This window comes from Vibrio atlanticus, from assembly GCF_024347315.1.
Lineage (GTDB): Bacteria > Pseudomonadota > Gammaproteobacteria > Enterobacterales > Vibrionaceae > Vibrio > Vibrio atlanticus.
The window spans coordinates 644,422-656,729 of sequence record NZ_AP025460.1 but is presented as its reverse complement, the minus strand read 5'-3'; the positions used below and the strand labels follow the sequence as shown (position 1 = coordinate 656,729).

The following is a 12,308-nucleotide window of genomic DNA, read 5'->3' as shown; positions in this document are numbered from 1 at the left end:
AGTTAACCCATGAGGGATACAACAGAGGAAAACTTCTATGAAAATGAACATCACTGGTAAAAATATCGACATTACCTCTGCAATCCGTGATCACATAGAAAGCAAATTTAAGAAGCTGGATAAATGGCAAGTAGACATCATTGGCTGCCAAGCGAGCTTTAGCGAAGAACCAAATAAAAAGAAAAAATTTGAAGCCGTTCTAACGGTACCAAAAGGCCAACTTGTTGCTTCATCAATTCATGACGACCTCTACGTAGCTATCAACGAAGTAGAACAAAAACTAGAGCGTCAACTCAACAAGCTGCGCCATAAACCAGAAGCACGCCGCGCTGAAAAGCCTGAAATCGAAGAGCTAGAAGCTGAAGTAGAATAAGGAAATATGACAGATTAAAAAATAGCGCCTCAGGGCGCTATTTTTTTGCTTGACGCTCGTAGCTCGCTTGCTTATTGTGTTTAAACATTCATAAAACAATCACTTTTTATGCACTCTCACTCTTTGTTTATTTTTGACTTCTTTTTTCTTCCGTAAATCGGAGGCTAAGTCGTTTTAGAAAAACAAGTCAAAAACGAACAAGAAGCCTCCCACACTAGGGGGGCTTTTTTATAAGGACACATTTATGACTGACCGAACAATTTCACTAGATGATATCCGCCTTCGTCTCAATGATTTAGACGACGAACTCCTAAAATTACTTTCAGAGCGTCGTAAGCTGAGTATCGAAGTCGCTAAAAGCAAGGTAGAAACATCAAAACCCGTTCGTGATGCAGTACGAGAGCAACAACTACTAGTCAAATTGATCAACAACGGAAAAGACAAGTACGAATTGGATGCTCAGTACATTACTAAGCTGTTTCACACCATCATCGAAGATTCCGTTTTACTGCAGCAGTCATACTTACAAAACCTAGCGAATCCGCAAAGCCGTAAACCACTAGCTCGCGTTGCATTCTTAGGTTCTAAGGGATCGTATTCTCACCTTGCGAGCCGTGAATACTTCAGCCGCAAGAATATGGAATTGATTGAGCTGAACTGTAATCACTTCAAAGAAGTCGCATCGACTGTAGAATCGGGCCATGCCGACTACGGTGTACTACCGATTGAAAATACCAGCTCAGGGTCAATTAACGAAGTCTACGATCTGCTACAACACACAACGCTTTACATCGTTGGTGAACTTTCTCAACCGATTGAACACTGCCTTGTCGCGAAAAATGATATTCGTTTAGAAGACATTAAAACGCTCTATTCGCATCCACAACCTCATCAACAATGCAGTGAGTTTTTAAGCCGCCTTAAAGATGTCAGCCTTGAATCTTGTGCAAGCACAGCTGATGCTATGAAAAAGGTGAAAGATCTAGACGGTGATGATGTGGCAGCGATTGGTAATGCATCGAGCGGCAAGCTTTATGGACTTCAACCAATCCAAGGTAACATTGCAAATCAAACTGAGAACCACACTCGTTTCATCGTGGTCGCTCGTAAGCCTGTTGAAGTATCGACTCAGATCCCAGCGAAGACGACGCTCATCATGTCGACTTCTCAAGAAGCCGGTTCTTTGGTTGAAACACTGCTGATTCTGCAACGCTTAGGTATTAACATGACCAAGCTGGAATCTCGTCCTATCATGGGTAACCCTTGGGAAGAGATGTTCTATGTGGATTTAGAAGCACACTTAGATTCAGATAATATGCAGCAAGCGATAACGGAACTAACAGCCATAACTCGCCACCTAAAAGTGTTAGGTTGTTACCCAAGTGAGAACATTAAGGCTACTCAGGTTAAGTTGTCTTAACTTTTTATTATCTGTTCCCCCATTTTACTGCTATAAGCTTTTCACTAATACAAGCATTTGGCCTACTACAGGCCAAATGCTAAAAGAAAGTAACTAATGGAATAAAGCTCGAACTAAGGAATACGCAAAGTCTGTATACTTAAAAATGAATTGGTTGTGTTACTGGTTCTCACTCCTATCCACTTCAATCACCCCCACCGTACTTACTTAAATACTCATTAATGATAATTTAATCAGTAAATACAAAAACTTAAAACCCAAACAAAACTCTTCAAACGCAATATAATCGATGGCAAGAACTCTCGAAATAACATAAACTTGCGCGCTAAAATTTATAAACCATGTTGTGAATAACCATGAAGCTAAGTACTAAAATATTACTTGTGATTGCCCCCGTAATACTGATCAGTACAGCGGCTTCTAGCTATATCATCTATTCCACGCAAAAAAGCAGCTTTATCAAACGTGAAGACAATGCACTGCAATTAAGCATGGAAAAATTAGCAGGCTATTTTCAACAGTCTCGTTCTTTCCTCAACAATTACTCCTACACCCTCACCAATAGTGACCTGGTTAAGCGTTATTTTATGGTTGATGAAAATGTCGACCACCAACGTGAACTGACTGATAACCTAAACGAAACGATTAAGTTACTGCAAGATAGTAACGACAGTTTTACAAGGGTCGCGTTGCTTGATAGCGATCGATCTCTTAAATATTACGCTGACAATACCAATGATCCTTTCGCAAAAATGGATCCCAAGATATTAGAGTTCATTGAGCATCAATATCAAAAAACGTTAGCAACTTCGAGTACGGACTACATACAGAATTCCCAAGGTGAAGGGGTATTAGTTCATTATGATGTTATTGATAAAAAAACAGTTTCGACACCAATAAACGCTCCACCCAACAATGTGTTTTTTGTGGTTGTATCTGTCTCTCTTGATAAGTTTAATTCACTACGAAAACAGATAGAGTTCGACTATCAAACTAGTTTGTTTTTTACCCCTACGTTAGTGACACAGGGGCGTGAGTTAACACAATCTATAAAGCTAGCACCTAGCCTCTACGCCACCCTCGATCCTGCACCATTCTTATTAGACAACAAACTCAAATCTATCTGGAATGAACTGAGCCTATCCTTTGCCCTATCTGCATTTGTCAGTGTTACCTTACTGCTGATCCTGCTATCTCGCTGGGTGATAAACCCGATCACCCGTTTAGATAGGCAGCTTCAAGAGGTTGAGCAAAAACAGAGAAAAAATATTGAGCGCCTAGGAACAAATGATGAGTTGGGACGCTTATCCCAACGCTTTTATGATATGTACCAAGAGTTGGATGACACGTACCAACAGACTAAGTTGTTGGCAGAAAATGATCAGTTGACCCAAATAGCCAATAGGCACCAGTTTCAAACCTTCGTGCAGCAGTCGTTGTCAAAACCTAGCTCGAACACCGAAACCTGGGTTCTCTACTTTGATTTAGATAACTTCAAATTTGTGAACGACAAATACGGACACCAAATCGGCGACTCGATTCTCGTCAGTTTTGCTCAGCGTATCTCCAATATTTGTAACCACTACAAAACAGAATTAAATGCCCACTGTCTGCCAGCCCGACTTTCTGGGGACGAGTTCGTTGTATACATTAATGCTCCCAATCACCAAGAAAATGTCGCACATCGATTTTCGAATGATTTACTCACCCCACTACAAGAGGGGTTTGTCACCGAGTCAGGTAATTTCCCGATTACGGTCAGTATTGGTATTGCGACCCACCCTAATGATGGCGATACAATCGAGAAGCTTCTTTCGAATGCTGATACCGCGATGTATCAAGCCAAACGTGCAGGTAAAAACCAATTCGCAGATTACTCGTTAGACTTAGATAAAACCATTCAGCGTCAAGCCAGTATTGAGAGCGCCCTCAGAGAAAATAACTTTGATGAAGAGTTTAAGCTCGTTTACATGCCTTATATGGACTCAACGGGAAGCTATATTATTGGTGTAGAGGTGCTATTACGTTGGCACTCGAAACACCTTGGTTTAGTACCACCCAATGAATTCATTCCTATTGCCGAACAAACCGGATTATTTGAAATAATTGATCGCTGGGTGATCCAGAATGCATTTGCTTCATTCCATCAACTTCAAGCTCAATTCGATCACTCTATTCAGCTATCGATTAACTTATCTTCAGCCGGGATTAAAACCACTCACCTTGCTGATTTCATCAAAGAGCATGCGAAAATCAATCAGATCCCGCCCAATTTGATCGATTTTGAAATCACAGAAACCTTTTACTCAAACTCTCAAGGTTTTCCATTACTTAACCAGTTATCATACATGGGCTATAGATTAGCAATCGACGACTTTGGTTCTGGTTACACCTCGATCACTCAACTGGTTCAATATCCAACTCAGAAGATTAAATTGGATAAAACCTTTTTGGACACCTTGATTGAGACAGATAACCAGAACATAGTGAAACCCATTATCGGACTATGCCATGCTCAAGGGAAAAAGGTCACAGCCGAAGGAATTGAAACTCAATGCATGCATCAGTGGTTACAAGATGCGCAGTGCGATATGCTGCAAGGCTATTATTTTGGTAAGCCTATGCCATTAGAAGAGCTGACGGAATGGTACCGACAGCATCAACTCAATTTTATCGATAATAAAAAGAATCAACCACATGAAATCTGTAATCATCGCATCGCTGAATCCAGCTAAAATTAGCGCCGTTAAAAGTGCATTCTTATCGGCTTTTCCTGATACTGAATTTGATTTCAAAGGCATCAGTGTCCCTAGTGGCGTCGCCGATCAACCCATGAGTAATGAAGAAACCTATCAAGGAGCGGTAAACCGCGTGCACAATGCAACTCAAGCTCAACCTGATGCGGATTTTCATGTTGGATTAGAGTCTGGAATCGAAGGAAAGGTTACATTTGCTTGGATGGTCGTTGAAGCAAACGGTCAGCGCGGAGAATCTCGATCTGCAAGCTTGATGCTGCCACCTGTTGTGCTTGATAAGCTCCAGCATGCGAATGAGCTAGGGGATGTTATGGATGATGTGTTTGGCACCGATAATATCAAACAAAAAGGCGGGGCGATTGGCCTACTAACACATAACCAACTAACACGCAGCTCTGTCTATCATCAGGCTTTAATTTTAGCGCTGATCCCATTTGTGAATCCAGAGCACTTTCCTATCTAGATCTTCGCTAAACTTCGAAAGTCTCAGAGAACAATCACCAGAAATAAAAAACGCTAACATTCAGTTAGCGTTTTTATCGAATTCATAGCCACACTACTCAGTGGTTGCTTAACTCTGTTATTGTTTGAGCAAAAGGTCGGCGATCACGGCTTTCTCTTGTTCAGATTTGGCCTTTAGCTCATTCGAGCCTCTGGTTATCGTCGCGACACCTACTCCCAGCATTTGGCTAACCTGTCGTTGCGACATCTCACCTTTCATCAGCTCACAAAAGATATTAATTCGAGCAACCAAAGCATCTCGCTCGTCTGGTGTCATCATCATGGTCAACAATAGTTCATGTTGATCTTTTTCGACAGCCGTCTTTACCAAGTCCATCAGTTGTTGCCAATTCTCATATTCAGGTTGTGATGCCATATCTCTACACTTACTTTTAAATTCTGACTTTAAAGAGTCGCTTAACGATTGAAAGCGTCGAACACTTTATACCGAAACACTTGATGTGATCCAATGTAAAAAGGCCGTAAGTGGAAATGGTTCGCACTCACTGCCTTTAATATTACTCAGCTTGGAGAGAAATACAGAAAGCTTAGTATTTTGTTTTTGCCTCGTGAGGTGCTAAAAACGCCCCTTTCTCACCTAGGATATCTCGATAGTAAGTCTCAAACATCAAGATATTCTGAACGTAACCACGAGTCTCTTTGAATGGGATCATCTCGATAAAAGCAAATGCATCGAGCTTTTCATCGCTGCGTGAGCGCCACTGTTTCACACGACTAGGCCCAGCATTATACGCGGCAAATGCGAAGATGCGGTTATCATCATATTGAGCGAGTAGGCCATCTAAATAATGACTGCCTATCTCAATATTCTTACCTACATCATAAAGATCATCGCTGCCCTGGTACTTAATCTTATGTTTGTTAGCCGTGTATTGCGCCGTCTTTGGCATAATTTGCATGATGCCACGCGCGCCAACTGGAGAGCGAGCCTCTGAATCCATCGCACTCTCTTGTCTTGCTAAAGACATCAAAGTAATTGGATCGAGATCGTGCTTCTCGGCATAGAAATTAAACCACCACTTATGAGCGACAGGGAAACGCAACGCAATGTTATCCCACATCTTCGCAGAAATACTCGCCGTTACCGTAAAGTGATTCCATCGCTGCGTCGCAGCATGAGCAGCAAGCATCGCTTTTTGCTCTTTATCTGCATGACTTAATAACCAGCGCCACTCACTCTTTGCAGCCGCTATTTTATCTCGCTCAATCAGCTCACCGATACGAACCAAGGAAGTGTCGAATGGTTTCACCATTTCTGCACTGTATTTAAGGGTCGAAGTTGGATAGCTAACTGGCTTATTTAATTGCTTAGCGGCAGCCACACTGTAGAAATTACGCTGACCCAAAATGTCTGACAGTCGCTTATTACCTTCAGCAGTATCGCCTAGTGCAATCTCAGCTCTACCCTGCCAATACTGCCAGCGAAGCGAAGCTTGATGTTTACCATCTAAGCGCGCAATCCACTCTTTCAAACCCGTCCAATCGGCATGTTGAATAGCTAAGCGAGCTCGTCTTTCCAGCAAAACTTGCTTTGATGAAGTCGCGAGCATTTTGTCTCGCCACGCCATCAACTCTTCAGAGTCGGTATTGATCAAGCGGAACGCTAGGTAATCCGCGAGCTCTTGGGATTTTTCTTTCGAAAATTTTTGAGCTTTCACAACATCATCAAAAACCTCTTGAGCGCTGCTTGCGGATTTCCTTACTAGCTTCTCGAAACCAAATTCAGTTTGAGCTTGGTAGAATTCATTCGCTGGGTGCTTCTTAGCAAACGCGAGTACATTTTCAGGCTTGTTGTACAACGCCTTCATCTGCTTCGCTTGAGTAATTGACTCATCATGATCTAATTGCTTAACCAAGTAGCTCATTAACTTACCGTTTCGACTCTCGAACGCTAAAAGCATTCTGTCCAGAATCAGCTGATCCGTTCTTAAGCCCGCTTCATCCCAACTTTCGAAAAGTGAATCACAGTTATCATCAACACCACTGCCACTTAACCAAAGTTGTTTCGCACCTTTAAAGGCGAGATCTTGATTACCTTGTTCATAATTAGCGCGGTAATAGATACATTGATATTTTTCGCCAACAGGCTCTTGGGTTTGAAACTCAAGGATCGTCTTCCACTGTTTTTGAGCCGCCAATAAATCTAAATAAGGCGCTCGTATACGATTGGAAAACGGCAGTACTTTGTTCTCTTCAATAAAAGCATCCACCTCGCTTGGCGTTCGATCACCTAAGCCCAATAAAAAGGCGCGATAGTCAGTGTAAGGTGTTAACGGGTATGTTTGAATTTTATTACGAAGTGCTGAATAAGCTTTTAGATCACGGTTGTCTAAAACCTCTTGCGCTCTGTCATAAACATCACGCTGCATTTCAAGCTCGGAAGCATTGCTGGCCATAGCCATTGGAGCCTGTGAAAATGAAAACAAAATTGCCGATGCAGCGACAGCAATTTTCGTATTACCAATGCGGAAAAACATTCGCTCTTTCCTTAGTGCGTGTATGAATACGTGAAGTCTATTTACGCCCGACATCACATCAAATGTAAAGAGTTTGAGTGTAAATATTGTTAATATTTAACACATCGCCTCGAAAGCTTATTAAATATAGTTTTAATGACCAATGTGACAATAATAGGTGAGGATTAGTTCAAGAATGGCTTTTCTGTCCTAGGAGTAACATCTTTGAGGATATTGGTATAAAATAGCAAACAATTTTGAACAATAATTAGGATCGATCGGCAATGGCTGAATACGTATATACCATGTCTCGGGTGAGCAAAACTGTTCCACCTAAGCGTCAAATTCTTAAAGACATTTCTCTTAGCTTTTTTCCTGGCGCTAAAATCGGTGTTTTGGGTCTAAATGGTTCAGGTAAATCTACCCTACTACGTATCATGGCTGGTATTGATACTGATATTGATGGTGAAGCACGTGCACAACAAGGTCTAAAAGTAGGTTACCTACCTCAAGAACCTGTACTAGACGAATCAAAAACCGTTCGTGAAATCGTAGAAGAAGCGGTTTCAGATGTTGCTGACGCACTTAAGCGCATCGACGCAGTATATGCTGCTTACGCAGAACCTGATGCAGATTTCGATGCATTGGCGAAAGAGCAAGGTGAGCTTGAAGCACTGATCCAAGCAAAAGATGGTCATAACCTAGAAACAGCTCTAGAGCGAGCTGCAGATGCACTTCGTCTTCCTGAGTGGGATGCGAAAATCGAATTCCTATCAGGTGGTGAACGTCGTCGTGTTGCTATCTGTCGTCTACTTCTTGAGAAGCCAGACATGCTGCTTCTTGATGAACCAACCAACCACTTGGATGCAGAATCAGTTGCTTGGCTTGAGCATTTCCTTGTTGATTACAGCGGTACTGTTGTGGCGATTACCCACGACCGTTACTTCCTAGACAACGCTGCAGGTTGGATTCTAGAACTTGACCGTGGTGAAGGTATCCCATGGGAAGGTAACTACACATCTTGGCTAGAACAGAAAGATGAGCGTTTGAAGCAAGAAAAAGCTGGCGAAAGCGCACGTCAAAAAACGATTGAGAAAGAACTTGAATGGGTTCGTCAAAACCCTAAAGGTCGTCAAGCTAAGTCTAAAGCTCGTATGGCTCGTTTTGAAGAAATGACGACTGGCCAATACCAGAAGCGTAACGAAACCAACGAATTGTTCATCCCACCAGGTGAGCGTTTAGGTGACAAGGTACTTGAAGTTAAGAACCTAACGAAGTCATTTGGTGATCGCGTTCTTATCGATGACCTATCATTCAGCATGCCTAAAGGCGCTATCGTTGGTATCGTTGGTGCCAATGGTGCGGGTAAATCAACACTATTCAAGATGTTAAGTGGTGCAGAACAGCCAGATTCAGGCACAGTTGAACTTGGCGAAACGGTTAAGCTTGCTTCTGTTGATCAGTTCCGTGACAGCATGGACGACACAAAAACAGTATTCCAAGAGATCTCTGAAGGCGCTGATATCATTAAGATCAACAACTTCGAAATCCCTGCTCGTGCATACTGCTCTCGTTTCAACTTCAAAGGCAACGACCAACAGAAGATCATCGGTCAGCTTTCAGGTGGTGAACGCAACCGTGTTCACCTAGCGAAACTGCTAAAAGCGGGCGGTAACGTACTGCTACTCGATGAACCAACCAATGACCTTGATGTTGAGACACTCCGAGCTCTTGAAGAAGCACTACTTGAGTTCCCTGGCTGTGCAATGGTTATCTCGCATGACCGTTGGTTCCTTGACCGTATTGCGACCCATATCTTAGACTACCGTGATGAAGGTCAAGTTAACTTCTACGAAGGTAACTATACTGAATATACAGAGTGGCTGAAAAAGACTCTAGGTGCACAAGCGGCAGAACCTCACCGCATCAAATACAAACGTATTGCTAAGTAAATAAGCTTGTATTTTGAACAAAGGCCGCGATAATAGCGGCCTTTGATATATCTGGTTATATGTTACGTATTGATATAGAGAGATTAGTTATGATTGAAAGACGTCAATTTTCACGAGTTGTTTATCAAACCCCGACTGATATATCACAAGGGAACGTAAATGTATCAGGCTCAGTACAAGACTTATCTCTTCATGGCCTACTCATTCAATGCGATAAATTACAGCAACTCAGAACTGACATTCCTGTTCAAGTCAGCTTTAAGCTCGAAAGCAGTGATATCAATATTCAGTTAGAAGCAACGATAGTCTCGACCATCAATACCTCAATGCGTTTACGTATAGAGCATTTAGATATTGATAGTATCAGCCACCTTAAGCGCCTTGTGGAACTTAACGTTGGCGACGATGAACTGCTTTATAGAGAGATTGAACACCTTACCGATTTAGGTAGTGAGTGACGTCTCCATTCCCCTTTTTCTATTAGAAGCATTTAGTTAATACAGAACCATGTCTAAAAAAGTTTCCATTACAATCCCCTTAACCCAAGGGGATCAGACGTTTTATTTCGGTCGAAAAGCCGTACTACTATGTACTACCGCAATTTTTTCAGTGCCTCTATTGATTGGCGGAGCTGCATACATGCACTTTGAGGGTAAACAAGAACTCGCCCTCCAAGCCGATGATGCACAACAATTGATTGAAACACTGATTGTTGAAAAAGAACAAACCGACTTTCTTTACGCTGAGCAGGTAGAAACCAATCACTCACTGTCTCAAGCATTAACCGAGAAAGAAGGCACTATTCAGTTACTTGGTAAGCGTGTATTTGATGTGGAATCAGTGCTTGGCCTGACCGATGAAGAGCCGCTGACTGATGACGTCTCTTTAGAAGACCGAATTGATGCAGCTGCAGTAGATTCGGCAGTCAGAGCCACAATGTTTCGTTTAATTCCAAATGACAGCCCTATGGCTTATCAACGCATATCATCCTCTTATGGTCGTCGCTCTAACCCTATAACAGGTAAACGCCACGTTCATACTGGTATCGACCTAACGTGTAAGCGTGGTGAAGATATAGTAGCGCCAGCAGATGGCGTAATTGAAACCGTGCGCCCAAGTAAGAAGGGCTTCGGTAACTTTATAACGATGCGTCACTCATTCGGTTTCATGAGCTCTTATGCGCACCTACAGAAGTTCAAAGTACGTAGCGGTCAATTTGTGAGTAAAGGCGATGTGATTGCGAGCTGTGGTAACTCAGGCAACTCAACCGGCCCACACTTGCATTATGAGGTACGCTTCCTTGGTCGCTCACTGAACCCTCAATACTTGATGGATTGGACACCTGAGAACTTCAACTACGTGTTCGAGAAAGAGAAAAAGGTTAAGTGGGGTCCATTGGTTCAGCTGATTGATAATGTGGTTCGCTTGCAGATCAACCTAACGAACGTGCCTTACATTAGCTCGACCATAGACACCGTATCGAGTGAAGATAGCAAAAAACCTATCACGACTAACTAGTTATTAACCATTAGTTATTAGGACTAGTTGGTTTGGCCTATGATGATCTCATTGCTTTTAGCCTACTGTAGGCTAACTACTTTCATAGCGTTCAGCACAAACAAAAAGAGCGACCAGATGGTCGCTCTTTTTTATGATTTCAAATCGTATTAACCACGATGAATCGAATCATGTGCTTGTTTTAGAAGACTTTGGCTCTCTTGCAAGAACTGCTGCGAGTAGTCGCCAAACCAATCACTAACTTGATTAAAGCTATCAACGAATTTAGCTTTATCTTTCCCATCCAAGATTTCCAATGCTTCACCGAAACGACTATGGAAACGTCGAATCATCTCAATGTTCTCGTCTGAAGAAAGAATGATATCACCGTACAAGTTCGGGTCTTGAGCAAACAGACGACCAACCATCGCAATCTCAAGTCGGTAGATTGGCGAGCTTAACTTCAGAAGCTGATCAATGTTCGGGTTCTCTTTACTTAGGTGTAAGCCGTAAGCAAAAGAAGTGAAGTGACGAAGAGCTTGAATCAGAGTCATGCCGTGATCGTGTTCCGCAGCATCCATCTGGCAAAGGCTCGCGCCCCAAATACCAAATTGATTCAGCAACCATTGATAGCTTTCAGAACTACGCCCATCACTGTAAACAATCACTTGTTTCGCAAGGCTTGGAACATCAGGACCAAACATTGGGTGTAATCCAACCACAGGGCCTTGGTGCATGTCTAACATAGCTTGTAGAGGCTTTGATTTTATCGACGTCAAATCACAAAGAATACAATCGCTTGGTAGGTTACCCAACTTCGCAATCACACCTTCTGTCAGGTGAATTGGAACCGTTACAACCACAAGACCGGCATTATCTAAGATCTCATCGGCTTTGTCCCAATCTTGACTGCCAAGGATTTTCACTTCGTAGCCAGAAAGCTTGAACATACGGCCAAACAGACCACCTAGTTGACCATTACCACCAACGATAACCACTGAACGCAAATCTGGGTTAAGGCACTTAAAACCAGAATCTTTTTCACTGGCATAAGACTCACGCATCGTACGACGCAAAATATCTTCGATTAACTGTGGCGGAACCCCTATTTTCTCGGCTTCTTGACGACGAGATGCCAACATCGCGGCTTCACGTTCCGGTACATAAATAGGTAAACCATGTTCACTTTTCACTTCGCCGACTTTCTTTACTAGAGCCAGTCGTTGAGCCAGTAAATCCAACATTTGTTTATCGACAGCATCGATTTGGTCGCGTAATTCGTTCAGTTCAACGGCCATTTTATTCCTTACTCATCTATAAGCCCGTACTAAT

The 12,308-nt window shown here is 42.5% G+C and carries 10 protein-coding genes and 1 other annotated feature; of the genes, 7 read left to right on the top strand and 3 right to left on the bottom strand.

Annotated elements, in window-relative coordinates; genetic code table 11:
- Positions 1-37: 37 nt before the first annotated feature.
- The 4 genes from hpf (at position 38) to yjjX (ending at position 5,012) form a co-directional block, all read left to right on the top strand.
- Positions 38-373: a ribosome hibernation-promoting factor, HPF/YfiA family gene (hpf, locus tag OCV30_RS03045; protein WP_004735034.1), complete on the top strand. Its 336-nt coding sequence runs from the start codon at positions 38-40 to the stop codon at positions 371-373.
- Between the two features lie 110 nt (positions 374-483).
- Positions 484-605, top strand: a sequence feature (Phe leader region).
- Between the two features lie 12 nt (positions 606-617).
- Positions 618-1,793, top strand: a complete 1,176-nt coding sequence (pheA, locus tag OCV30_RS03040) for a prephenate dehydratase (protein ID WP_009848464.1) — start codon at positions 618-620, stop codon at positions 1,791-1,793.
- A gap of 356 nt (positions 1,794-2,149) precedes the next feature.
- Positions 2,150-4,528, top strand: coding sequence for a putative bifunctional diguanylate cyclase/phosphodiesterase (locus tag OCV30_RS03035; RefSeq protein ID WP_065680291.1), 2,379 nt, complete (start codon positions 2,150-2,152; stop codon positions 4,526-4,528).
- Entirely contained in the window at positions 4,491-5,012 is a 522-nt protein-coding gene (gene yjjX, locus OCV30_RS03030; protein ID WP_065680292.1) for an inosine/xanthosine triphosphatase, read from the top strand. The genes OCV30_RS03035 and yjjX overlap by 38 nt, the downstream gene beginning before the upstream one ends.
- Before the next feature lie 117 nt (positions 5,013-5,129).
- On the opposite strand, the gene trpR is transcribed toward yjjX, so the two are convergent.
- Positions 5,130-5,426, bottom strand: coding sequence for a trp operon repressor (gene trpR / locus OCV30_RS03025; protein WP_009848461.1), 297 nt, complete (start codon positions 5,424-5,426; stop codon positions 5,130-5,132).
- Between the two features lie 172 nt (positions 5,427-5,598).
- Complete coding sequence (locus OCV30_RS03020; RefSeq protein WP_065680293.1) at positions 5,599-7,548, bottom strand: transglycosylase SLT domain-containing protein; 1,950 nt, start codon at positions 7,546-7,548, stop codon at positions 5,599-5,601.
- A 263-nt stretch (positions 7,549-7,811) separates the two neighbouring features.
- On the opposite strand from OCV30_RS03020, the gene ettA reads away from it, so the two are divergent.
- The 3 genes from ettA (at position 7,812) to OCV30_RS03005 (ending at position 10,997) form a co-directional block, all read left to right on the top strand.
- A complete protein-coding gene (ettA, locus tag OCV30_RS03015; protein WP_009848459.1) occupies positions 7,812-9,479 on the top strand; it encodes an energy-dependent translational throttle protein EttA in 1,668 nt (555 codons plus the stop codon).
- An 89-nt stretch (positions 9,480-9,568) separates the two neighbouring features.
- The gene (locus tag OCV30_RS03010; protein WP_065680294.1) at positions 9,569-9,937 is read left to right on the top strand and encodes a PilZ domain-containing protein; all 369 of its coding nucleotides are present in this window, start codon (positions 9,569-9,571) and stop codon (positions 9,935-9,937) included.
- 49 nt (positions 9,938-9,986) lie between these two features.
- Positions 9,987-10,997, top strand: coding sequence for a M23 family metallopeptidase (locus tag OCV30_RS03005; RefSeq protein ID WP_017103007.1), 1,011 nt, complete (start codon positions 9,987-9,989; stop codon positions 10,995-10,997).
- A gap of 149 nt (positions 10,998-11,146) precedes the next feature.
- Here OCV30_RS03005 and tyrA read toward each other — a convergent pair whose 3' ends face one another.
- Positions 11,147-12,274, bottom strand: coding sequence for a bifunctional chorismate mutase/prephenate dehydrogenase (gene tyrA / locus OCV30_RS03000; protein WP_065680295.1), 1,128 nt, complete (start codon positions 12,272-12,274; stop codon positions 11,147-11,149).
- Positions 12,275-12,308 lie beyond the last annotated feature (34 nt).